Annotated in this window: 20 protein-coding genes; 9 read left to right on the plus strand and 11 right to left on the minus strand. The window is 67.8% G+C overall.

What is annotated here, in order from left to right:
* Positions 1–30 precede the first annotated feature (30 nt).
* From ON23_RS01460 to ON23_RS01490, 7 genes are all read right to left on the minus strand, one after another.
* The gene (locus tag ON23_RS01460) at positions 31–1,104 is read right to left on the minus strand and encodes an alpha-L-rhamnosidase-related protein (RefSeq protein ID WP_039775523.1); all 1,074 of its coding nucleotides are present in this window, start codon (positions 1,102–1,104) and stop codon (positions 31–33) included.
* Positions 1,091–1,822: a class I SAM-dependent methyltransferase gene (locus ON23_RS01465; protein ID WP_036497318.1), complete on the minus strand. Its 732-nt coding sequence runs from the start codon at positions 1,820–1,822 to the stop codon at positions 1,091–1,093. Before ON23_RS01465 ends, ON23_RS01460 begins: the two co-directional genes overlap by 14 nt.
* Positions 1,816–3,075 (minus strand): glycosyltransferase family 4 protein, encoded by a 1,260-nt coding sequence (locus ON23_RS01470; RefSeq protein ID WP_039775525.1) that lies wholly within the window; start codon positions 3,073–3,075, stop codon positions 1,816–1,818. Before ON23_RS01470 ends, ON23_RS01465 begins: the two co-directional genes overlap by 7 nt.
* 93 nt (positions 3,076–3,168) lie before the next feature.
* Positions 3,169–4,029, minus strand: coding sequence for an LLM class F420-dependent oxidoreductase (locus ON23_RS01475; protein WP_039775607.1), 861 nt, complete (start codon positions 4,027–4,029; stop codon positions 3,169–3,171).
* A 26-nt stretch (positions 4,030–4,055) separates the two neighbouring features.
* Positions 4,056–5,540 carry an FAD-dependent oxidoreductase gene (locus ON23_RS01480; protein WP_039775610.1) on the minus strand — a complete coding sequence of 495 codons (1,485 nt, stop codon included), beginning with the start codon at positions 5,538–5,540 and terminating at the stop codon, positions 4,056–4,058.
* Between the two features lie 14 nt (positions 5,541–5,554).
* Positions 5,555–5,947, minus strand: coding sequence for a carboxymuconolactone decarboxylase family protein (locus tag ON23_RS01485; protein ID WP_039775528.1), 393 nt, complete (start codon positions 5,945–5,947; stop codon positions 5,555–5,557).
* On the minus strand, positions 5,937–6,860 hold the full coding sequence (locus ON23_RS01490; protein WP_051041809.1) for an NAD(P)-dependent oxidoreductase: 924 nt from the start codon (positions 6,858–6,860) through the stop codon (positions 5,937–5,939). Before ON23_RS01490 ends, ON23_RS01485 begins: the two co-directional genes overlap by 11 nt.
* 399 nt (positions 6,861–7,259) lie before the next feature.
* Here ON23_RS01490 and ON23_RS01495 point away from each other — a divergent pair, with 399 nt between their 5' ends.
* From ON23_RS01495 to ON23_RS01515, 5 genes are all read left to right on the plus strand, one after another.
* Positions 7,260–7,808 carry a nuclear transport factor 2-like protein gene (locus tag ON23_RS01495; RefSeq protein ID WP_039775529.1) on the plus strand — a complete coding sequence of 183 codons (549 nt, stop codon included), beginning with the start codon at positions 7,260–7,262 and terminating at the stop codon, positions 7,806–7,808.
* Positions 7,802–9,055, plus strand: coding sequence for a hypothetical protein (locus tag ON23_RS01500; RefSeq protein WP_039775531.1), 1,254 nt, complete (start codon positions 7,802–7,804; stop codon positions 9,053–9,055). The genes ON23_RS01495 and ON23_RS01500 overlap by 7 nt, the downstream gene beginning before the upstream one ends.
* 47 nt (positions 9,056–9,102) lie before the next feature.
* Positions 9,103–10,716: an acyl-CoA synthetase gene (locus ON23_RS01505; protein WP_039775533.1), complete on the plus strand. Its 1,614-nt coding sequence runs from the start codon at positions 9,103–9,105 to the stop codon at positions 10,714–10,716.
* 133 nt (positions 10,717–10,849) lie between these two features.
* The gene (locus ON23_RS01510) at positions 10,850–11,536 is read left to right on the plus strand and encodes an acetoacetate decarboxylase family protein (protein WP_039775535.1); all 687 of its coding nucleotides are present in this window, start codon (positions 10,850–10,852) and stop codon (positions 11,534–11,536) included.
* Positions 11,533–12,300 (plus strand): SDR family NAD(P)-dependent oxidoreductase, encoded by a 768-nt coding sequence (locus tag ON23_RS01515; protein ID WP_039775537.1) that lies wholly within the window; start codon positions 11,533–11,535, stop codon positions 12,298–12,300. The genes ON23_RS01510 and ON23_RS01515 overlap by 4 nt, the downstream gene beginning before the upstream one ends.
* A gap of 115 nt (positions 12,301–12,415) precedes the next feature.
* On the opposite strand, the gene ON23_RS01520 is transcribed toward ON23_RS01515, so the two are convergent.
* On the minus strand, positions 12,416–13,237 hold the full coding sequence (locus tag ON23_RS01520; RefSeq protein WP_039775539.1) for a crotonase/enoyl-CoA hydratase family protein: 822 nt from the start codon (positions 13,235–13,237) through the stop codon (positions 12,416–12,418).
* 136 nt (positions 13,238–13,373) lie between these two features.
* On the opposite strand from ON23_RS01520, the gene ON23_RS01525 reads away from it, so the two are divergent.
* Positions 13,374–14,999, plus strand: a complete 1,626-nt coding sequence (locus ON23_RS01525) for a succinic semialdehyde dehydrogenase (protein WP_051041811.1) — start codon at positions 13,374–13,376, stop codon at positions 14,997–14,999.
* A 104-nt stretch (positions 15,000–15,103) separates the two neighbouring features.
* Here ON23_RS01525 and ON23_RS01530 read toward each other — a convergent pair whose 3' ends face one another.
* Together ON23_RS01530 and nicT are read right to left on the minus strand one after the other, a co-directional pair.
* Complete coding sequence (locus ON23_RS01530; RefSeq protein WP_051041815.1) at positions 15,104–16,504, minus strand: lipase family protein; 1,401 nt, start codon at positions 16,502–16,504, stop codon at positions 15,104–15,106.
* A 104-nt stretch (positions 16,505–16,608) separates the two neighbouring features.
* A complete protein-coding gene (gene nicT / locus ON23_RS01535; protein WP_051041816.1) occupies positions 16,609–17,715 on the minus strand; it encodes a Nickel transporter NicT in 1,107 nt (368 codons plus the stop codon).
* 367 nt (positions 17,716–18,082) lie between these two features.
* Between nicT and ON23_RS01540 the strand changes: the two genes are divergently transcribed.
* Positions 18,083–18,916 carry an SAM-dependent methyltransferase gene (locus ON23_RS01540; protein WP_039775541.1) on the plus strand — a complete coding sequence of 278 codons (834 nt, stop codon included), beginning with the start codon at positions 18,083–18,085 and terminating at the stop codon, positions 18,914–18,916.
* A gap of 1 nt (position 18,917) precedes the next feature.
* Here ON23_RS01540 and ON23_RS01545 read toward each other — a convergent pair whose 3' ends face one another.
* The gene (locus tag ON23_RS01545; RefSeq protein WP_039775543.1) at positions 18,918–19,922 is read right to left on the minus strand and encodes an isopenicillin N synthase family dioxygenase; all 1,005 of its coding nucleotides are present in this window, start codon (positions 19,920–19,922) and stop codon (positions 18,918–18,920) included.
* A gap of 236 nt (positions 19,923–20,158) precedes the next feature.
* Between ON23_RS01545 and ON23_RS01550 the strand changes: the two genes are divergently transcribed.
* The gene (locus tag ON23_RS01550) at positions 20,159–21,202 is read left to right on the plus strand and encodes an ABC transporter substrate-binding protein (protein WP_051041817.1); all 1,044 of its coding nucleotides are present in this window, start codon (positions 20,159–20,161) and stop codon (positions 21,200–21,202) included.
* A gap of 72 nt (positions 21,203–21,274) precedes the next feature.
* Positions 21,275–22,543, plus strand: coding sequence for a low temperature requirement protein A (locus ON23_RS01555; RefSeq protein ID WP_039775545.1), 1,269 nt, complete (start codon positions 21,275–21,277; stop codon positions 22,541–22,543).
* The last annotated feature ends 35 nt before the right edge of the window (positions 22,544–22,578 follow it).

The following is a 22,578-nucleotide window of genomic DNA, read 5'->3' on the forward strand; positions in this document are numbered from 1 at the left end:
CGGAGGCGATACGGCCGCGTCGCGGCCGGCTCAGCTGGGCGAGCGCACGCAGTCGCAGGTGAGGCCGGTCGCGATATCCGCACTGGGCGCCAGCTCGCGGAAGATGCCGTTGCCGCCGGTGGTGCGGGTCAGCGCGTCGGCGGCCAGCACCACCGCTGCCCCGGTCCAGGTCGTGCGCTCCTCGGGCCAGCGCTTACCGTCGGCGAAAACCAGTCCGGTCCAATAGGATCCGTCGTCCTCGCGTAGGTGCTGGATGCTCGCCAGCAGTCGCAGCGCGCGATCGGAATCGCCGAGAGTGTCCAGTGCCAGTGCCAGTTCGCAGGTTTCGGCGCCGGTCACCCACGGGCGGTCGGAGACGCAGCGAATGCCGATCTCGCCGACCACGAAATCGCTCCAGCGCGAGGCGATCCGGGCATGGCCGGCCTCTCCGCGCAGCGCCCCGCCCAGCACCGGGTAGTACCAGTCCATCGAATACCGGTCCTTCTCGGCGAAGGATTCCGGATGATGGCGCAGCGCGTGGCCGAGGCGCAGGGCCGCGACCTCCCATTCCGGCTGGGCGAGGCCGAGCAGTTCCGCGATCGCCAGCCCGCAGCCGATGCTGTGGAACATACTCGAGCAGCCGGTCAGCAAAGCCTCGGGCAGGATGCCCTGTTCGGTCTGCAGCCAATAGATCTCGCCGTTGCGGCCCTGCTGCATCGAGATGACGTAATCGATGGCCGCGCGCACGGTGGGCCACATCGTGTCCACGAAGCGCCGATCACCGGTGCAGCGGTAGTAGTGCCAGACACCGGTGGCGATGTAGGCGCAGAAATTGGTGTCGGTATCGGCGGTTTCGACGACGTCGCCGCGGAACTGCGAGGGCCAGGAGCCGTCCGCGCGCTGGGTGTCCGCCGACCAGGCGTAGGCGGCGCGCGCGGCGTCGTGCAGACCCGCCACCGTCAGCGCCATCGCCGACTCGACATGGTCCCAGGGATCGGTGTGCCCGCCCCGGAACCACGGGATCGCGCCGTCGCTGTGCTGTTGTCCGGCAATGGATTCCGCGGTGGCCAGGCACTGCCGGGCGGTGAGGACGCCGGGAATCGAGGGCAGCTCAGCGGCGCGCACCGGACACCGCCGGCTTGGTGAAGTACAGGGCGACGCTCTTGCCGATCACCGGGTCCAGGGCCGATTCGGCGACACGGGTCAGCCACGGCCGTTTCATCATGTCCCACACCAGCATCCGGTGATACAGCTGCACCGGCCGCGCGTCGGGCTTGTCCACCCCGACCAGGCATTTCAGCCACCAGTACGGAGCGTGCAGGGCGTGCGCGTGTTCGCTGTGGATGAATCGCATGCCGCGGGCGGTGACCTTGCCGCGCAGCTCGTCGGCGCGGTAGATGCGCACATGCCCGCCCTCGTTGGCGTGGTATTCGTCCGAGAGCAGCCAGCAGATCCGCTCGGGCAGCCAGCGCGGCACCGTGATCGCCAGGGCCCCACCGGGTTTGAGGATACGCACCAGCTCCGCGATGGCGCCGTCGTCGGCCGGGATGTGCTCGAGGATCTCCGAGGCGATGACGACGTCGAATTCGCCGTCCTCGAAGGGCAGGGCCAGCGCGTCGCCCTGGACCGTCTCGGCCTGCGCGTAGTCGGGAGCCTCGTCGGCCTCGGCCAGCGCACCGAACATGACCTTCACATCGGCGAGGTCGTCGGCGTTCTGATCGAAGGCGACGATATCGGCGCCGCGCCGGTACGCCTCGAAGGAATGACGACCCTGCCCGCAACCGACATCGATGACCCGGACGCCCGGCCCGATCCCCAAGCGGTCGAAATCGACGGTCAGCATACGTTCGCCTCCTGCGTATCGGCGGTCAGATCGGTGCCCTGGCGGCGGGCGATGGCGCGTTCGTACACCGAAACGGTCTGGGCTGCCACGGCTTCCCAGCTGAAGACGGTGAGTGCGCGGTGGCGCCCGGCGGCGCCGAGGTCGTCGATGCGACGCGGATTGTCGAGCAGTTTCCCGAGAACGCCGGTCAACTCGTCCACATTGCCCGGCTCGACCAGTTCGGCACAGTCGGCCGCCACCTCCGGCAGCGCGCCGGCCCGGCTGGCGACCAGGGCCGTGCCGCTGGCCAGCGCCTCCACGGCGGGCAGCGAAAAGCCCTCGTACATGGACGGAATGCAGGAGATCCGCGCCGAGGCCAGCAGTTCGGCCAACGCCTCGTCGGACAGTCCGCTCGACACCGTGACGATATCGGAGATGCCCAGTTCGGCGATCAGCTTCTCGGTGGGGCCGTTCGGTTCCAGCTTGGCCACCAACTGCAATTCGACGTCGTGGGTGAGCCGCAATCGCGCGAGCGCCTGCAGCAGGTGCGAGATGCCCTTGAGCGGTTTGTCGGCGCTGGCCACGGCGACGATCCGGCCGGGTACGCGGCGCTCGCGCGGCCGGAACAGCTCGGTGTCGACGCCGAGCGGGACCACCCGCAACTGGGAGGCGTCGACGCCGAAGTCGTCGGCGATATCGGCGGCCGAGGTCGAGGAGACGGTGATCAGATCCGGAATCAACCGGGCGACGCGCTGCTGCATGCCCAGGAATCCGTACCAGCGGTGGACGAACGCCTTGCGCCGCCACGGCGCGGCCGCCAGATCGACGGCCCGGTCGCGGGTGATCGGATGGTGGATCGTGGCCACCAGCGGCACCCGCCGGGCGATGTCGAGCAGTCCCGAACCGAGGCACTGATTGTCGTGCACCACATCGAAATCCGCTGCGCGCGAACGCAACAGCCGGGCCGCGCGCAGGCTGAACGTGCGCGGCTCGGGGAAGCCCGCCGTCCACATCGTGCCCAGTTCGAGCAGGTCGATGCGGTCGCGAATCTCCCCGGGCCGCGGCGTGCGGAACGGGTCGGAATCGCGGTACAGATCCAGGCTCGGCACCTCGGTCAGCCGCACTCGGGGATCGAGCAGTTCCGGGTACGGCTGACCGGAGAAGACCTCGACCTCGTGGCCGAGTTCGGCCAGGCCGTGACTCAACTTCCGGACATACACCCCCTGCCCGCCACAGTGGGTCTTGCTGCGGTAGGACAGCAGGGCGATACGCACGTCTTCGGCTCACTTCCTGTTCGGGCGCCAGGTCGCGTAGTGGTTCAGGCGCTCGCGCGCCGGGGTGTTCAGGCGCTCGCGCGCCGTGGTGTCTCAGGCGCTCGCGCGCAGGGGCGCGAGCTTGCCGGCCAGGCGGTCGAGATAGGCCAGCACCTCGGCTTCGGACTTGTCCGGCAGTCCGTACAGTACGTCGGTCACTCCGGCGGCGCTCCATTCGGTGAGCCGCTGCGTGTCGGGCTTGCCGTCGAGTGCGACCACCCGCGGGGTGTCCTCGCGCCCGGCCTCCTGCCACACCTTGGTCAGCAGTTGCAGGCGTTCCAGCAGCGTGTGGGTCTCGTACGGAGTCGTGATCCAGCCGTCGGCCGACCGTGCGATCCAGCGGAAACCCTGTTCGGTACCCGCGGTGCCGATCAGCACCGGCACCTCGGCCTGCACCGGCTTCGGCCACGCCCAGCTGGGACCGAACTTCACGAAGTCGCCGTCGTAGCTCGCCTCCTCCTCGGTCCACAGCGCTCGCATGGCCTCGAGGTATTCGCGCAGCACCGTGCGGCGCTTGTTGCCCGGCACGCCGTGGTCGGCGAGTTCGTCGGTGTTCCAGCCGAATCCGGCGCCGACACTGACCCGGCCGCCGGACAGATGGTCCAGGGTGGCGATCGTCTTGGCCAGCGTGATGGGGTCGTGTTCGGTGGGAAGCGCCACCGCCGTGGACAATTCGATGCGTTCGGTGACCGCCGCCGCGGTGGCCAGCGCCACCCACGGATCGAGGGTGCGCATGTACCGGTCGTCGGGCAGGCTCTCGTCGCCGGTCAGCGGATGCGCCGCCTCCCGTTTGATCGGGATGTGGGTGTGCTCGGGCACGAAGAACGACTCGAAGCCGCGCTCCTCGGCGGCCTTGGCCGCGACCGCCGGCCGGATGCCCCGGTCGCTGGTGAACAGGACGATGCCGAAACGCATGGTGTTCCTTTCGGTTCGGTCGGGCATCAGCTCGATGCCGGACCGTCGTTGGCGGCGGCGCGGCCCGCGCGGCGGCCGTAGAAGCTGCCGTCGCCGAGGGAGGTGCCGCTGGCATAGCCGCCCGCGCAGACGCCGGAGGTGCAGCGGCCCGCGGCGTACAGGCCGGGGATCGGCTCGCCCGTGACGTGGATGACCCGGGAATCCAGATCGGTGCGCAGACCGCCGAGGGTGAATCCGGCGGTGAAGTTGCGCATATCGAATCCGGCCACCGGCGTGCCGATTGGCTTCACCCACTCCGGCTTCTTACCGAGCAGCGGATCGGCGCCGGATTCGGCGTGCCGGTTGTAGACCTCGACGGTGGCCTGCAGCGAACCCGCGGGCAGGCCCATATCGCTTTCGAGTTCCTCGATGGTCTCCGCCGCCCAGGTGGGGGGCTGGCGGAAGAACGGGCTGCTGGTCTCGGTCTTCAGCGCTTCCTCGAGCGCGGCCTCGTCGATGATCAGGTAGGCCTGGTTGTCCTGCTGGATCAGCGTGGCCTGGCCGATCCGGCCCGGATAGGTGTCCTCGGCGATGTAGCGCTGTCCCCGGCCGTTGACCAGGATGCCGCGCACCATCATCTGCGGATCACCGAAGAAGGCGACCTCGGTGGCGTCCATATGCGCCAGTTCGGCGCCGAGTGCCTGGGCGACCCGGATGCCGATGCCGTCGTGCTCCTCGATCGCGGCGGCGGGCCGGCCGATGAGTCGCGGCGCGTAGCCCTCGATCATCCGCTGCTCGTAGGCGAAGCTGCCGGTGGCCAGCACCACGCCGCGACGGGCGCGCACGGTGATCTCCTTGCCGTAGCGCTTGGCCACCACCCCGACGACGCGATTGTCGTCCGCGACCACGAGCCGCTGGATCCGGATGTCGTATTCGGCTCGCACACCGAGGGATTCGGCGGTGTCGGTGAGCGGCTTCATCAGCATGTAACCGCCGCCCTGCTCGCCGATGCGCTTGTTCTGCATCTGCGGCAGATGGCCGCGCGGGGCCGGGGTGGCGATGTCCTTGAACGGTGCGGCGTTCTCACCGCCGGAATACATCAGGCCCTCGTCGTGCGGGGGTTCCCAGCCCGGCTCGCCCCAGAATTCCTCCTTGAACGGAACACCCTGGGCGACAAGCCAGTTGAAGTGCTCCACGCTGCCCTGGCAGTAGTCGTGGATCTTGGCCTCGTCCACGCCGGGGCCGAGGGCGGCCAGCATGAACTTCTCCATGTTCTCCGGGGTGTCGTCGAAACCGAGCGCCTTCTGCAGCGGCGTGCCGCCACCCAGATAGATGAATCCGCCCGACAGGGAGGCCGCGCCGCCCCAGCCGCCGGTGCGCTCGAGCACCAGCACGTCGGCACCGGCCCGGGCGGCCTCGATCGCCGCGGCGACGCCGGCGATGCCGTACCCCGCGATGACCACATCGGCCTCGTAGTCCCAGTCGGTGATATCGGCGGCGGGCTGTGGTCGCACACCCAGGGTGTCGGACATGGTGGGTTCGTTCCTCACTTCTCGGCGGCTTTTTTCTGGTTGGCCACGACTTTGCCGACGACGCTGTCGAGTTTCGTCCCGGCGGCCCAGCCGGTGTAGTGGCACAGGAAGATCGCGATCTCGCGCAGCTGTTCCTCGGTCAGTTCACCGTTGCGCAGGGCCGCGCTGACCTGGATCTCGGTGACGTCCAGATGTCCCTGCGCGGTCAGCGCGCCGAGCAGCAGCAGGCGGCGATCACGCACGGACAGTTCCGGGCGGCTCCAGATATCGGCGAACAGATGGTCCGCCGTCACGGCGAAATGCGCGCCGGGCCCGTCGGACATCTCCCAGCCGTAGACCTCGCCCATCTTGGCCACCCCGCGCGCGCGACGCTGCTCGGGGGTGAGGCCGTCGGTGTCAGCGCTCATTGCTCTCCTCGGAAGTGTCGGTGCGCGCGGCCCGGGAGACATCGCCGGGCCCGACGCCGAGGCCGTCGCCGAGTCCGCTCAAAGCCATTCGGGCGAAAGGCAATTCGACGCCGAGCCGCTCGCCCAGGGCCAGGGCCAGGGACAGATCCTTCTCGCCGAGGTCGCGCGTGTGGGTGAAGATCGAATGCCAGAAGTCGTCCGCGGCGATCGGCGCGGTGGTGTCGCGCAGCATGATCGCGCCCGCGCCGCCGGTGATGGCATCCGAATGCCGGACCACCTTGCCCAGGTCGACGATGTTCAGCCCGGCCGCCTCGGCCAGTCGCTGGGCTTCCGCGGTGGCCGTGAACGAGACGAAATGCAGCAGGTTGCGGGCCAGTTTCATCCGGGTGCCGGCGCCGACCTCGCCCGCGTGCACCACCAGTTCGGCCCAGTAGCCGAACGGTTCGCGCACCTTCTCGAACGCGGCGGCGCTGCCGCCCACCATGACCGCGAGCGATCCCTTCTTCGCTCCCGCGCCGCCGCCGCTGACCGGGGCGTCGACGAAGTCCACCTCGTGTTCGGCGCAGAGGCCGGCGAGTTCGACGGCGGTCCGGTCGCTGATGGTCGAGTGCACGGCGATCACCGTGCCGGGGCGCGCGGTGCTCAGCAGTCCGTCCGGACCGGTCACCACGGATCTGACCTGCGCGTCATTCAGGACGACCACCGAGATGACCTCGGCGCGCTCGGCGACCTCGGCCGCCGTCTTCGCCGGTTCGGCGCCGCCGTCGACGAACGGCTGCACGGCCTCCGCCCGGGTGTCGCAGACGATGAGGCCGCCGGGGCGGTTCAGCAGCCGCTCGGCCATCGGCGCACCCATGTTGCCGAGGCCGATGAAGCCCGCGGCGCTGGTGCTGTCGTTCGTGGACCCGCTCATGGGTACCTTTCGGAGCTGTCTGGACACGTGTACGGAACTATAGGTTCGACTCTGATCTTGGCGCAAGAACTTGTTTCAATTCCGCGGCTGTGCCGAAGGGGCGGAATTGGCGCCGACCACGGCGTGGACGGCTCGCGGAACCCTGGTCGAACGACCGCTTCGCGGTGGCAAAAATGGTCGATCCATTGTCGGCCCCCGCTTGCGGTGGTACCGTCCAGACACATGTCCAGCGATGTGTCTTTCGCGCCTGTCCGCGGGGGATATCCCGGCCTGAACTCGTTCTCGAAAACGGGCTGACGGACCACGACGTTCGCGGTCGCCGCAGCTCGGTGACCGCCCGGATCAGGCCACGCCGGAGATCGGCGCCGGCCCTCGACACAGAATGTGAAGGAAGCTGCGATGTCCGGTTTTTCCCGGGACGAACTCGACGAGATGGTCCGCCGCTGGGTGGTCGAGAACGAACGCTGTGAGGCGGCGGGCGACTGGCGGCCGCTGGCCGACATGTACACCGAGGACGCCACCTACGGCTGGAACTACGGCCCGACCCAGGAGTTCATGGCGGTGGGCCGCGAGGAGATCCGCGAACTCGCGCTGGGGCAGGAGATGGACGGCCTCGAGGGCTGGACCTACCCGTACCAGGAATTCGTCGTCGACGAACGCAGCGGCACCGTGATCGGACTGTGGAAACAGGTCAACGAGAACACCCGCCCCGACGGCCGCCACTACAGCCCGGAGGGCATCGGCGGCAGCTGGTTCCGCTACGGCGGCAACTTCCAATGGTCCTGGCAGCGTGACTTTTTCGACTTCGGCAACGTCTCCGCGCTGTTCGTGGAGATGATCACCGCGAACGCGCTCTCCGAGGGCATGCAGAAGCGGATCGAGCGCTCGGGTGCCGGACCGCTGCCGGGCTGGTACAAGATCGGCGAGTCGCCGGTCCCGCTGTGGTGAGCTCCGTGAGCGCGAGTCGCTTCGCCGCACTGAGCCGGGAGCAGCTGGCGGCCCTGGTGCCCGAACTGCTGCTGTGCGGGCATCTCATCGATCGCTCGGGGATGGCGCATTCGATCGGCGCCTTCGGGCGCGACGGGATGGCCGAGGTGGCGATCGAGGAATGGCAGGTGGCCAGCCCGATCTACACCCGCCGGATGCGCGCGGCCCTCGACATCCCCGGCGACGGCGTCGTCACCATATTCAAAGGGCTGCAACTGGATATCGGCGCGCCGCCGCAGTTCATGGACTTCCGGTTCCGGGTCGACGACGACCACAACGGTGAATTCTGGCTCGACCACTGCGGTGCGCTCGCCGACGTCGAGCCGATGGGTGAGGACTACGTGGTGGCGATGTGCCACACCATCGAGGACCCCACCTTCGACGCGACCGCGCTGGCCACCAATCCGCACGCGCAGGTGCGCCCGATCCACCGGCCGCCCCGGCAACCGGCCGATCGAGTACCGGTGTGCGCGTGGACGGTTCGCATCGATCCCGCCAACGAACCGCCCGCGCTTCCGCGCAATGCGGCGCGCATGGCCGAATTCGCCGCTGTGGACATCGAATTGGCGCCGATCGAAGCCGGAGGCCCGGGCCGGTCGGACTACCGCGGGCCGCTGCTGAGCGATATCGACTTCGCGAGTTTCTCGCATTCGGCGCTGGTCCGGATGGCCGACGAGGTGTGCCTGCAGCAGCATCTGCTGAACCTCGGATTCCTGATCGCGGTCGGCGAACGGGCGGATGCGCAGACCACCGCCGCGATCGCGCGCAAACAGTTCACCGGGATCGCCGGGCTCACCTCCGAACGGCTGCGCGCGGTACTGGGACTCGGTACCGGCTTCGAAGATCTCGCTCAGGTCCTGCGGCTGCATCCGGCGTGGAATCCGCTGCCCTACGTCGACATGCAGGTCGACGCCTATCACGATTCGGCGATCCTGCGCATCGCGCGCGACAGCCCGGGCGTGCGCGACGGCGGCTGGCCGGCCGCGGTCGACGCCGAACATCTGGAGCCGCTGGCCGCCATGGTGCGCGGAGTGAACCCGCGGTTCGACGTGCATGCCCGCGAGGGTGACGAGCGCGAACTGGTCGTCGAGATCACCGCCGCCGCAACACCTTTCCGGGAAGCGCCGGAGGTGGCGATCACTCGGTTCAGCACCGGGGCGGACTTCCACTTCAGCCCCCGGCAGTCGCTGCCGCTGACGGTCGTCTGACCGCCCTCAGTATCCCGAACCGCCGCAACCGACGAGAGATCTCAGATATGCCGAACAATTTCGCCGACCTGTTCGAGCACGCCGTGGACGCCATGCCGGATCGGGTGGCGCTGATTCAGGGCGAGCGCCAGGTCACCTATCAGGAGCTGGAACGCCGCGCCAACCAGCTCGCCCACCACCTGGCCGCGGTGGGGCTCGGGGAGGGCAGCCACATCGGCTTCCAGATGCACAACAGCATCGAGACGATGGAAACCCTGATCGCCGCCTTCAAGATCCGGGCGGTCCCGATCAACATCAACTACCGCTACGGCGCGGACGAACTGCGCTACGTCTACGACAACGCCGATCTCGAGGCGGTGGTGCACCACCGCTGCTACGCGCAGGTCGTGGATCAGGTGCGTCCGCAGGTGACCACGCTGCGCCACGCCTTCGTCGTCGACGACGACCAGGGCGGTGACGGCCTCCCCAGTGAATCCACTCCGTACGCCGAGGCTTTCGAGAACAGCTCCAGCGCACGCGATTTCGCTGAGCGCAGCGCCGACGACCTGTTCATGATGTACACCGGCGGCACCACCGGCATGCCCAAGGGCGTGATGTGGCGCCAGGAGGACATGTGGCGGGTGCTCGGCGGCGGCATCGACTTCTACACCAATGTGCCGGTGGCCGACGAGTTCGAACAGTCCCGGGTCGGCTCGCAGAACGACCCGCTGCGCTGGCTGATCCTGCCGCCGCTGATCCACGCCGCGGCGCTGATGCCCACGTTCACGGCCCTGTGGTCGGGCAATACCGTCGTCTACGAACCCCGCTTCGATGCCGATCGGGTCTGGCAGGTGGTGGCGACCCGGCGCGCCAACATCGTGGTCATCACCGGTGACGCCATGGCGCGGCCGCTGCTCAACTCCTATCGGCAGTCGCCGGTGGACGCCGCCTCGATGGTCGCCCTGGCCTCCGGCGCGGCGCTGCTGTCGCAACCGGTGAAGAACGAGATGCTGGAGCTGTTCCCGCATGCGGTGATCACCGATTCGATCGGATCCTCCGAGACCGGATTCGGCGGTATCGGCGTGGCGCAGAAGGACGACGACCCGTCCCGCGGGCCGCGCGTGCAGACCGGGCGCGGCGCGGTCGTGGTGAACGAGGAGGGCCGGGAGGTGGCGCCCGGCGAAGAGGGCTGGATGGCCAAGAAGGGGGCGGTCCCGCTCGGCTACTACAAGGACCAGACCAAGTCCGACAAGTTGTTCAAGACCGTCGACGGCGTCCGCATGGTCATCACCGACGACCGCGCGCGGGTGGAGGCCGACGGCACCATCACGCTGATCGGGCGCGGCAACATGGTGATCAACACCGGCGGCGAGAAGGTGTTCGTCGAAGAGGTGGAGGCCGTCGTCAAGGCCCACGAGGGCGTCTACGACGTGGTGGTCATCGGGGTGCCGCACGAACGCTGGGGCCATCAGGTCGCGGCGGTGGTGTCGGTCGCCGGCGCCGATCCGCTGGATTTCGCCGACCTCGAGGCGCATGTCCGCAAACACCTCGCCGGATACAAACTGCCGCGCAGCATCTGGGTGGTCGACGCGGTCGGGCGCACGCCCAGCGGCAAACCGGACTACCGGTGGGCGAAAGGCCACGCCGAATCCCACCCGCCGACCTACACCGTCGGCTCCTGAACCTCGCACGGTCCCTCGCCGGACGTCGCTCTACGCGGCGTCCGGCGCAGCCGTGTCCGGGCGATCCCGGTGAATGGGATTTCCCCGTCCGGAGGGCCTGCCGAATCAGACTGTAACGTGTTCTACTTGGAGGATGACAGCGGTGCATTCCGTACTCGGTGAAAAAGTCAGGATGCCGGTCGAGATCCGCGACGCCGACGCCTGTGCGGCGACCTTTCTCGTCGACGCGGCAGCGGCCCGGGAGATCGTGGCGCCGACCGGACTCGAGCCACTCACGGTCGCCGGACGCGGGGTGTGCTCGCTCGTCTTCGTGCGCTACGTGGACGGCGACCTGGGGCCCTATCACGAATTCGGCCTCACGCTCATGGTGCGCGGGCGGGATCGGGACCTCGGTGTCTACATTCCGTGGCTGCCGGTGAACCAGACCTTCACCTGCGCCGCCGGCCGCGAAATCTGGGGCTTTCCCAAGGAGATCGCCGATATCCGGATCACGCCGGTGCGTCGCGGCAAGCGCTGCGAGGTCCGCATCGACGATCGCCTGGTGGTGGCGATGGAGGTCGGTGGCGGTGTGCCGTCGCCGGGCGGAATGGGCGGCGCGTCGATCGCGGCCTACACCCATATGGACGGCATCCTGCGCCGCACGCCATGGGTGATGAACCCGTCGCAGGTGCGAATGGGCTTGGGCGGCACCACAATCGAGCTCGGTGATCACCCCGTCGCCGAACAGATGCGCGCGCTGGGGTTGCCCAAGCGCGCACTCTTCAGCAGCCGGATCGGTCTGCTGCGCATGACGTTCGAAGACGCGGTGGAGGTTCGATGAGCAAGACGGCAGTGGTGACCGGTGCGGCCAGTGGCATGGGGCGCATGGCGGCCCAGCGGCTGGCGGCCGGGGGCTATCGGGTGGCCGCACTCGACATCAACGAGACCGGCCTGGCCGAGACGGCCCGGCGCTCACCGAATATGAGCACCTACACCTGCGATGTCGCCGACGAGCAGGCGGTGCGGGCAGTGGTCGACAAGGTTCGCTCCGACCTCGGCCCGATCGAGCACGTCGTGCACGCGGCCGCGCTGTGCCGAGTGGGTTCGGCGCTGACGCACGATGTTTCGGATATGCGCCGGGTGATGGACATCAACTACGGCGGCACGATCAACATCTGCCAGGCCGTCGTGCCGGAAATGAAGGAGGCCGGTCGCGGGACCCTGGTGCTGTTCGCCTCGGTGGCGGGCTGGCTGCCCTCGCCCGGCCTGGCGGCCTACTCGGCCTCCAAATTCGCCGTCGTCTGCTATCACGAAGCCCTGGCGCAGGAGCTGAACGGGACCGGGGTACGCGTGATCTCGATCTGCCCGCCGATCGTGGAAACCCCGCTGCTGGACGGCATTCGGGCCGCCAACGAGGCGGTGGTCGCAGGTCAGAAGGGCATCACGCCGGACCGGGTGCTCGATGCCGCCGAACGCGCCGTCGCCGACCCGAAGGCGCCGCTGTTCATCTTCCCCGGACCGGCCAAGCCGCTGTGGCTGGCACGGCGTTTCGCCCCGAACTTCCTGCGCAAGCAGGTCACTCGGATGGTGAAGCCCGAACTGTGACGGTGCTGAACTGATCGTGCAAACCTCGGCGCGAAAACGAGTTTTCTCGCAATCTCGTCGAGGTTTGCACGATGTGTTCACCCTCCCCGCGGCCGGTGGGCGACCGGCGGCGGCGTCACCGGCCCTTGAACTCCGGCTTGCGGCGCTCGGCGAAGGCGCGCGGGCCTTCCTTGGCGTCCTCGCTGCGGAAGACGGTGAGGCCCAGCTGCGCGTCGATCTTGAAGGCCTCGTTCTCGTGCATGCCCTCGGTGTCGCGCATGGTCTTCAGGATCGCCTGCACCGCCAGCGGGCCGTTGGCGTTGATCTTCTCGGCGAGTTCGAGCGCCTTGTCCAGCGCGGTCCCGTCCGGCACCACGTGACCGATCAGGCCGTACTCCTTGGCCTCGGCTGCGGTGATGTGGCGGCCGGTGAGCAGGATGTCGGCGGCGACGGTGTAGGGGATCTGCCGGGGCAGACGCACCGCCGAGCCGCCCATCGGGAACAGGCTCCAGCGTGCTTCGGACACACCGAATTTCGCGCTCTCGCCGGCGACCCGGATGTCGGTGCCCTGCAGGATCTCGGTTCCGCCGGCGATGGCCGCGCCCTCGACGGCGGCGATCAGCGGTTTGGTCAGGCGGCGGCCCTTGAGCAGACCCGGAATGTTGGTCGGGTCGAACGCGCCGCCCGCGCTCATATTCTTGGCCGGATCCTGTTTGGTCATCGCCTTGAGGTCGGCGCCCGCGCAGAACGCGCCGCCCGCGCCGGTGAGGATGCAGGAGCGGATCTCCGGGTCGTTGTCGACGGTGTCCCAGGCCTGCACCATCAGGTCGAGCATCTCGGCCGACAGCGCATTGCGGACGGCCGGGCGGTTCATGGTGACGATCAGGGTGGCACCGCGTCGCTCCAGCAGCGCATGGGGTTCCGTGTTGCTACCTGTTTCAGTTGCTGCCGTCGTCATCGCCGACCCACTTTCCTCATGGTATTACTCGCGTTTTGCGGACGAAGTTACCCCGCAACGTTGTACAGAACAATAACGTGTTCTAGTTTGGATCATGGTGACCGCCGTCACGGGCGGCAAGTTATGGAGATCGCTGATGGAGACAACCACGCACAGCGGCGCCGAGGCGACGTCGCACAGCGGCGCCGCGAGCACGCTGCCGCCGCGGATCACGACGACGCTGATCGACCGCCTCACCGGGCTGATCACCGCGGGCACCGCGGGGGAGAAGCGCGAACCCTACGACATGATCGAGGTGTACACCGGCGCGGTCGTCGGTGAGCTGCCGCAGTCCTCGCCCGAGGACGTCGCCGCGGCGGCCGACAAGGCGCGCGCGGCGCAGCGGGAATGGGCGAACTGGCCGGTCAAGCGCCGGTTGCAGGTCTTCGAGAAGGCCCATGAGCTGATTCTCTCCGACCTCGACACCATCGCGGACCTGATTCAGATCGGCTGCGGCAAGACCCGCCGGATGGCCATCGAGGAATCGTGCGATCCGGTGATGGTGATCAGCCACTACCTCAAACACGCCGAGCGGATCCTGAAACCGATCCGGCGCGGTGGCGCGATGCCCATCATCTCCACCTCCACCGAACAGCATCGGCCCAAGGGCGTCGTCGCGGTGATCGCGCCGTGGAACTTCCCCTTCGCGATCTCGATCTCCGATTCGATCCCGGCCCTCATCGCCGGTAACGGCGTGGTGATCAAGCCGGACAACAAGACCGCGCTGTGCACGCTCTACGGCGTCGAACTGCTGCGCAAGGCGGGGCTGCCGCGTGATCTGATCCAGGTGGTCTGCGGTACCGGACCCGACGTCGGCCCCACCCTGATCGACCACAGCGATTTCGTGATGTTCACCGGTTCCACCGCCACCGGCCGCACCATCGGCGAGCGCGCGGGCCGCAACCTGATCAGCTGCAGTCTCGAACTCGGCGGCAAGAATCCGATGATCGTGCTGGAGGACGCCAATCTCGACGAGGTCATCCCGGGTGCCATCTTCGCGGTGTACGGCAACTCCGGCCAGGCGTGTATGCATATCGAGCGCATCTACGTGCACGATCGGGTCCACGACGAGTTCGTGCGCCGATTCGTCGCCGCGGCAGAGGAATTGGGGTCGAAGGCGGGTGCGTCGTACACCGCCGATCCGGAATTCGGCTCGCTCGTCTCGGTCGATCACCTGCGGCGGGTGGCCGCCCACGTCGACGACGCCGTCGCGAAGGGCGCGACCGTGCTGACCGGCGGCAAGGCCCGCCCGGATATCGGCCCGGCGTTCTACGAGCCGACCGTGCTGACCGGTGTGACCCCCGAGATGGAGCACGCGACCGTCGAAACCTTCGGCCCGGTCGTCACCGTCTACCGCTACACCGACGAGAACGAGGCGGTCCGGCTGGCCAACGCCACCACCTACGGACTCAACGCCAGCATCTGGAGTTCGGATCTCGCTCGCGCCGAGAAGCTCGCCGACCGGCTCGAGGCGGGCAATGTCAACGTCAACGACGGGTTCGTCGCGACCTATTCGGCGAAGATGACGCCCTCGGGTGGCGTGAAGCAGTCCGGCGTCGGCACCCGCCACGGCGATGCGGGTCTGCTCAAGTACACCGACACGGTCAACGTCGGCGTGCAGAGGAAGCAGGTGCTCTCGGCGCGGGCGGGTATGCCGTTCGAGAAGCAGCTCAAGAGCACGCTGCTGACACTGCGTCTGAGCCGGCGGCTGCGCATTCGCTGACCGGAGCACCGGTACCCGAAGGGCCCGTTCGCCCCGTCGAACGTGCCCTTCGGGTGCCCGCACCTCGTTGTGCCGGGCGTCTCGCGCCGATCGTGCGCTCCGGCCTACCTCACGCCGATCGGCTTGCCGAAGAACGACGCGAAGGTCTCACCGAAGGTCGAGGCCAGCATCTGGAAACCGTTGGGGTCCAGCAACAACCATCCGGCATCGGCGGTGTGGCACCCCGGCTGGGCCGGGACACCGTCGAGACGGTCGCGCAACCACAGCATCGCGGCCCCGCCGCCGGAGATCTCGGTGGCGACATGTTCGGCGAAGTGTTCGCGGGTGTATTGCACTGTGGCGGAGGGGTTTCGGCAGTAGGTGTCGACGAGGGTGTTCACCTGGCCGACCGGGATGATCTCGTCCGGATTGCCCTGCCAGATGTACATCGGCATATCCGGCACCGATTTCCCCATGCGGGTCTCGTCGAGCACGGCGGCGACCGCGGGCTGCTGCATCGGATCGCCCGGAACCCGCAGCATCCCTTTCAGATTCAGGAACGGCAGCAACGCGCTGACATATTGCACGCACAGTCCGCTCTGCAGTGTGGTCAGGCCCTTGCCCAGCGGGTCCATATGCTCGGCGACGAAGCGGGCGAACTCCGGATACTCGCGCGTCAGGCCCATCACGGCGGCCAGCACCAGGCCCGAGGTCGCCTGCCCGTCGGCCACGTTCAGTGTCATACCGAGATCCGCGGGCACACCGCCCTCGGCCGCGCCGACGATATCGAGCTCCGGGGCGTAGCCGCTTTTCAGTTCGGCGGCGTGGCCGGTCGCGATCGCGCCGCCGGAGTAGCCGTAGAGACCGATCCTGGTCCGCGGGCTCAACCGCATCGGCTCGAAGTCGCGGGCCGCGCGAATGCCGTCGAGGGTGATCCGGCCGGCGAGCGGACCCGCCGCGTAGGCGTTGTTCGGTCCCTCGTGATCGGGAATCACCACCGCCCAGCCCTGCTGCAACGCCCCCTGGGCGATGACGAATTCGGCCGGGGCGACGATCTGGCCCAGGAACGGACCGGCCGAGAAGTGCTGGATCGCGTAGGAGGGTGCGCAGTAACCGGCCAGGGAGTCCTCGGCGATCTGCATGGAGACCAGCTTGTCCGGCGCCGAACCGCGTGGTTTCAGAACTGTCGCCACCGCCGGGATCGGTTGATCGCGGCTGTCGTTGGACCGGTAGGAGATCTGCCATGCGTCGACGTTGACCGGGATCAGCCCCAGATTGGCCACCCGCACCTGCCGCGCGGCGATGATCTCGCCGGGTTGTTTCGCCGCGACGATCTCTGCTGCCGGGTGGTAGAAGCCCGGATCCAGCTCGGGCGGTAACGGGATCGGGGCCGCGGGTGCGACCGGCGCGGGTTCGGCGGTGGCGCTGGGCGGATGGGCCACCACCGCGGCCAGGACGGTCAACGCCGTCGCCGCGGCGAGTACGCAGGTCGTCCGGCGGATGCGGCGCGTCCAGGGTTCGGTCACACTCGGCTCCTTCGCTAATGCGAGACTGCTCCGTCTCACATATGCAGCGAACTATGGCACAGGTGTGATCGCCGTCGCAAGAATTTCGAGGTGCGGTTCGCCGGTCAGGCCGATTCTTCGGTCGGCGCGGGCGTCCAGCGCTCGTCCACCTTCGCCAGCCGCCAGTAGGCGACCGCGACAACCCAGGCGACGACGAACAATCCGACGATCGCGAATCCCGCGTTGTTGAGGTCGATACCGGAGATCCACTCCGCCACCGGACCGCCGAATCCGGTGTCGTCGTGCAGCACCTTGATCAGCTCGATCGAGCCGATGAACAGTGCCACCGCGATCGACAGGCCGGTGATGGCCAGGTTGTAGAAGATCTTGCGCACCGGATCGGAGAACGCCCAGTCGTAGGCGACGTTCATGAACAGGCCGTCGATCGTGTCCATCACACTCATCCCGGCCGCGAACAGCAGCGGCAGCACCACGATCGCGTACCAGGGCAGACCGGCCGCCGCGCCGGATCCGGCCAGTGCGAGCAGCGCCACCTCGGTCGCGGTGTCGAAACCCAGGCCGAACAGCACGCCGACCGGATAGACGTGCACCGGCCGCCCCACCATCCGCATCACCGGCGCCAGCAGGCGTGCCAGGAATCCGCGCGAATCGAGCGCCGCCTCCAGCTCCGCGCGATCGTAGTGCCCGCTGTCGCGCAGCCGGCGGAACACGCGCCAGATCCCGATCAACGCAACCACATTGAGCAAACCGATCAGATACAGGAACGAGCCGGAGGCCACGGTCGAGATGGTGCCGAGTGTCCTGCGGGTCGGCGAGTCCTCGTCGACCAGCGTGCCCACCACGTGCGCACCCGCCACCACCAGCGCGGCGAGGACGAACACGATCGTGGAATGGCCCATCGCGAACCAGAATCCGACCGATTTGGGGCGTTTGCCGTCGCTCATCAGCTTGCGCGTGGTGTTGTCGATGGCGGCGATGTGGTCGGCGTCGAAGGCGTGGCGCAGCCCGAAGGTGTAGGCGGTGATGCCCAGCCCGATACCGAAGACCTCGGTGCCGATGCGATAACCGTGCGGAGCGATCGCGCCGAACAGCAGGCCGAATCCGATCAGATGCATCAGCGCGACCACGCCGAGCAGCACCCCGGCCTCCAGCCAGTCGCGCCGGGACCAGTCCCGCAGGACATCGCGAAGTAGACGGCGACGAGAGGACATGGGCCCCAACCCTTCTGGGGAACCCGCGTCCCCGTCCGTGCGCAGCGACGAAAGGGGTCTGGCTGACAGCATGGGCTGAACACAGTGGCGCGACCGCACCGGATTGACACCGGTTTCCCGTTCCCATCGCGAGAACTCTGCGGACTATACCAACGAACGGCACCCGTGCGGCCACGGTCATCGCAGGTCGCGGCGACGGGGCGAGAGGATTTACGGGCGATGAAATGTCGGGTATGCGCCCGTAAGCCCAGGAAATAGGGGAGACTCGGCGTAACACAGTCTGTAGTGCGACGGCTGTGTGCCGGGTACCAGTTCCACAGGGTCAGCGTTTCAGCAATGCCGTTTCAGCAATGCCAGGGGAGCCTTCATGTCGCAGTCTTCTGCCGCGTACCCGAGTGTGGTGCCGGTCGGGGTGGATACCGCTCGTGCCAGTATCGCGCGCGTCTACGATGCCGCGCTGAACGGCAAGGACAACTTCGAAATCGACCGTGAAGTGCTCGCCCAGGTGCGTGCCGTGGCCCCGCAGGTGAACGATCTGGCCTGGGCCAACCGTGACTTCCTGATCAGAGCGTGCCGATTCCTGGCCGCGCAGGCCGGGATCGACCAGTATCTCGACCTGGGTTCGGGGCTGCCGACCGCGGAGAACACTCATCAGGTGGTGCAGCGGATCCGGCCCGAGGCCCGGGTGGTCTACGTCGACAACGATCCGATGGTGCTGGCTTACGCCCGGGCGCTGCTCGAGGCGAATGCGCAGACCAGCATCGTCGCCTGCGACATCTTCCGCCCGCACGAGGTGCTCACCGACCCGACCGTGCGCGACGATCTGGACTTCTCCCGGCCGCTGGCGCTCTTCCAGATCGGGACCCTGCAGCACTATCTCGACGACGACGCCCCGGCCCTCATGCAGACCTACATCGACGCGCTGCCGTCCGGTTCGTATGTGGCGATCGCGCATTTCTACGATCCGGAGGACTCCGGTCCGGGCGAACTGGCTCGCAAGATGGAGGACAGGTTCGTCCACAGTCCGATGGGCAGCGGGCGATTCCGCACCCGCGAGGAGATTCAGGGCCTGTTCGACGGGCTGGAGATGATCGAACCGGGGCTCGTGCTGTGCGACGACTGGTGGCCGGACGGCCCGCGACTCACACCGCTGTCGGATGTGCGGCAGTGCATCCTGGGCGGCGTCGGTCGCAAGCCCTGAGTCAGTACGCCCACGCGGGTGCGCCCGGGGCGATGCCGTGATGCAGTTCGGCGACGTCCGGATGGGCCCGGATGCGTGATTTCCAGGCGTTCTGCCCGTAGGTGTCGAAAATCGGATTGTCCGGGTCGGTCGTGACTCCGCGTGCGGCCGCGGCCAATTCGGGCGGCAGCGGGAGCAGCGGTATGCGGGCGTCCAGCGCCGGATTCAGGAAATATGGGATCGAGATGCGGTCGGTGCCCGGTTCGGGGGCGAGTACGCGGTGCCGGGTGGCTCGCAGATAGCCGCCGGTGGCCACCTCGAGCAATTCGCCGATATTCACGATGAAGGCGCCCGGAAGCGGCGGCGCGTCCACCCACTCCCCGGACGACAGTTCCACCTGCAGACCGTGCGAATCCGGTTCCACCAGCAGGAGCGTGAGTACCCCGGAATCCTTGTGCGCGCCGACGCCCTGGGGATTGTCCGGGTTGCCGGGATAGCGGACCACCTTGATCAGGGTGGCCGGGCGGTCCGCGAACGCGGGATCGAAGAAGTCTTCCGACGCACCCAGTGCCGCGGCCCAGTGCCGCAGCAGGGCACGCCCGACCCGAGCGAGGGATTCGTCCCAAACACGGAGTGCGGGACGAAGTTCCGGAAGCGCCGTCGGCCAGAGATTGGGACCCTGCAGTCGCCAGTACCCCTCCGCCCCGGCGATCGCCTCGGCCTCCGGCCCGATATCGATCTGCTCGCGCCAGTCGACCCGGCCGTTGGTCAGCTCGCCGCCGAGTCGCGAATAGCCACGAAACTGCGGGCTGCGCAACTGACTGATCTCCTGCTTGGCCGCCTCCGGCAGCGCGAAGAACCGCCGGGCCAACGCCAGCAGTTCGGCGCCGCGCTCGGGTGCGACGCCGTGACCGACCAGATAGAAGAATCCGAATTCGTGTGTGGCCGCGCGCAATTCGGTGCGGAACCGCTGGGGATCGGAATCCGCGGTCGTCAGATCGAGTACCGGGAGTACGCGCTCGGTCATCGCACATCCTTATCCTCGTTCGCGGGCGGCAATCCCCAGATCTACCGCATTCGCGCGGGTATCCGAAAGGGTTCGACTCGGCCGGAATGCAATCGCCGCAGCCGAATCGTCGTGATTCAGCCGCAACCGAATCGTCGTGATTCAAAGGGGAGGCTTCGCAATTCACACCCCCTAGGCTCGGCCGGGCCGACGCGCACCGCCGTGCCGTCGTGCGCAGTGTCGAGAGGAACTACCTGATGTCCGGACGTATCCGCACCGCATTATCCGTATTCGCAGCCGGTACGGCTGCCGCTGTGCTGCTCACCGCCTGCGGCAGCGGAGGGTCCGCCCATACCGAGAACGGGGTGACCTCGCTGCGGTATCTCGGCTGGACCGATCAGGTCACCATTCCGGAACTCGCGGAGAACCTCGGATTCTTCGACGGCAAGATCAAACTAGACTACGTCGGCAACACCATCAGCGGACCGCAGGAAATCCAGACCGCCGCGACCGGGCAGATCGACTTCGGCGGGGCCTTCGCCGGTGCGGTCGCCAAGCTGGCCGGCGCCGGGGCGCCCATCACCGCGGTGGTCAACTACTACGGGTCGGACGAAAAGTCCTTCCAGGGCTATTACACGCTCGACAACAGCCCGATTCGTACGGCCGCCGATCTGGTCGGCAAGAAGGTCGGCGTGAATACGCTCGGCGGCCAGAACGAGGCCGATATCCACGATGCGTTGAAAAAGGCCGGACTGAGCATCGACCAGATCAAATCGGTGCAATTGGTGGCGCTGCCGCCGCCGAATATCGAACAGGCGCTGCGACAGGGACAGATCGACGCCGCGGCATTGAACGGCCAGTTCCAGCAGCGTGCGGTGGCCAACGGCGGGGTGCGTCCGATCTTCACCGAACTCGACGAATACGGCGGTCCCATCAACGGCGGCCCCTACGTCTTCCGCAACGACTTCATCGCGAAGAACCCCGACGTGGTCCGCGCCTTCACCACCGGCGTCGCGAAGGCGATCGAGTGGGAGCGCAGTACGCCGCGCGAACAGGTGATCGCGAAATTCACCGAGATCATCAACGCCCGCCACCGCGCCGGTGAGGACACCTCGACGCTGAAATACTGGCTGTCCGTGGGTGTTCCGGCCCGCTACGGCCAGCTGTCGGACGGGGACTTCACCCGCTGGCAGAGCTGGCTCGAGGACACCGGGGCCATCGATCACAAGCTGGATCCGAGCAAGTTCTACACGAACAAGTTCAACTCGCTGCTGCAGTCCTCGGACGCGTCCGGGAAGTAGCGCGCACGCACGTCGTGCCCCGGCGGGTCGGTAGCGGCGAGCCGACCCGCCGGTACGGCATCATCGGTGCCCATGAGCGACTCCGTGACCACCGGCGGCGCGCGCGGACCGGCGCACCGCCGCATCCCGATGACCGGCCGCGATCCCGACGAACCCGGCCGCGTGTCCTCACCGCTGGAGCTGCTGTTCGATCTGACCTTCGTGGTCGCGGTCGGCACCTCGGCGTCGTATTTCGCCGAGATGGTGGCCGACGGGCATGCGGGCAAGGCGCTGGTCGCTTTCGTGCTGGCGATGTTCGCGATCGTCAACGCCTGGATCAATTTCAGCTGGTTCGCCTCCGCGTTCGACACCGACGACTGGCTGTACCGCGTGCTCACCATGGTGGTGATGATCGGCGTCGTGGTCTTCGCGCTCGGCCTGCCCGCGATGTTCCATTCGGTCGACGTGGGCGAGCACCTCGACGTGCGGGTGATGGTCGTCGGCTACATCGTGATGCGGATCGCGATGGTGCTGCAGTGGTGGCGCGCCGGGCGGGAGTCGCCCTCCTTCCGGCACGTCGGTTACGGGAGTATCCGCTGGACGATCATCGCCCAAATCGGTTGGGTGATCATCGCATTCGTGCACATGCCGCTGCTCGTGGCCGGTGTGGGATGCGTACTGCTCGGCGTGCTGGAACTGCTCGTACCGGTGCTGACCCAGGGCCGCGCGAGCGGCACTCCGTGGCATCCGCACCACGTCGCCGAACGCTACAGCCTGTTCGCCATCATCGCGCTCGGTGAGGGCGTGGTCGGCACGGTCGCGTCCTCGGGCGGGCTGCTCGGCGGCCGCGACGGTGGAAGCTGGAGTCTCGACGCGATCGCGATCGTGGTCGCCGGCGTAGGCCTGACCTTCGGCATGTGGTGGGTGTACTTCACCACCCCGTTCGGCGAGATCCTCGTGCACCGCCGCAACCGCGGCTACCTGTTCGGATACGGCCACATCCCGCTCTACATGGGTATCGCCGGCGCCGGCGCGGGCCTGCACGTGGCGGGCCTGTCACTCGAGCACCACTCCCATATCGGCCCGGCCGCGGTGGTCCTGGCCCTGGCGCTGCCGGTCGGCGTCTACCTGCTGATGGTCTACCTGCTGCACACGCTGCTGCTGTCGGCGCCCGACCCGTTCCACATCCTGCTGCTGACCCTCACGGCCGTGGTCCTGGCCCTCGCGGTGGTCCTGGCCGCGTTCGGCGTCTCGATCTCCGTCTGCCTGCTGGTCGTGATGCTCTCCCCGTTCATCACGGTGGTCGGCTACGAAACCATCGGCTACCGGCACCAGCGCGAGATGCTGGCGAATCTGGAGTGAGCAGGATACGGTACCGGCCCACGCCTCGGGCCCGT

Source organism: Nocardia cerradoensis NBRC 101014 (genome assembly GCF_000308535.1).
In the GTDB taxonomy this organism is placed as follows: domain Bacteria; phylum Actinomycetota; class Actinomycetes; order Mycobacteriales; family Mycobacteriaceae; genus Nocardia; species Nocardia cerradoensis.

Excerpts from the sequence above, each read along its gene's own strand:
- ON23_RS01465 (WP_036497318.1), bottom strand. The coding sequence starts at position 1,822 with ATGCTGACCGTCGATTTCGACCGCTTGGGGATCGGGCCGGGCGTCCGG.
- ON23_RS01475 (WP_039775607.1), bottom strand. The coding sequence starts at position 4,029 with ATGCGTTTCGGCATCGTCCTGTTCACCAGCGACCGGGGCATCCGGCCG.
- ON23_RS01480 (WP_039775610.1), bottom strand. The coding sequence starts at position 5,540 with ATGTCCGACACCCTGGGTGTGCGACCACAGCCCGCCGCCGATATCACC.
- ON23_RS01485 (WP_039775528.1), bottom strand. The coding sequence starts at position 5,947 with ATGAGCGCTGACACCGACGGCCTCACCCCCGAGCAGCGTCGCGCGCGC.
- ON23_RS01490 (WP_051041809.1), bottom strand. The coding sequence starts at position 6,860 with ATGAGCGGGTCCACGAACGACAGCACCAGCGCCGCGGGCTTCATCGGC.
- ON23_RS01495 (WP_039775529.1), top strand. The coding sequence starts at position 7,260 with ATGTCCGGTTTTTCCCGGGACGAACTCGACGAGATGGTCCGCCGCTGG.
- ON23_RS01505 (WP_039775533.1), top strand. The coding sequence starts at position 9,103 with ATGCCGAACAATTTCGCCGACCTGTTCGAGCACGCCGTGGACGCCATG.
- ON23_RS01510 (WP_039775535.1), top strand. The coding sequence starts at position 10,850 with ATGACAGCGGTGCATTCCGTACTCGGTGAAAAAGTCAGGATGCCGGTC.
- ON23_RS01515 (WP_039775537.1), top strand. The coding sequence starts at position 11,533 with ATGAGCAAGACGGCAGTGGTGACCGGTGCGGCCAGTGGCATGGGGCGC.
- ON23_RS01520 (WP_039775539.1), bottom strand. The coding sequence starts at position 13,237 with ATGACGACGGCAGCAACTGAAACAGGTAGCAACACGGAACCCCATGCG.
- ON23_RS01525 (WP_051041811.1), top strand. The coding sequence starts at position 13,374 with ATGGAGACAACCACGCACAGCGGCGCCGAGGCGACGTCGCACAGCGGC.
- nicT (WP_051041816.1), bottom strand. The coding sequence starts at position 17,715 with ATGTCCTCTCGTCGCCGTCTACTTCGCGATGTCCTGCGGGACTGGTCC.
- ON23_RS01540 (WP_039775541.1), top strand. The coding sequence starts at position 18,083 with ATGTCGCAGTCTTCTGCCGCGTACCCGAGTGTGGTGCCGGTCGGGGTG.
- ON23_RS01545 (WP_039775543.1), bottom strand. The coding sequence starts at position 19,922 with ATGACCGAGCGCGTACTCCCGGTACTCGATCTGACGACCGCGGATTCC.
- ON23_RS01550 (WP_051041817.1), top strand. The coding sequence starts at position 20,159 with ATGTCCGGACGTATCCGCACCGCATTATCCGTATTCGCAGCCGGTACG.
- ON23_RS01555 (WP_039775545.1), top strand. The coding sequence starts at position 21,275 with ATGAGCGACTCCGTGACCACCGGCGGCGCGCGCGGACCGGCGCACCGC.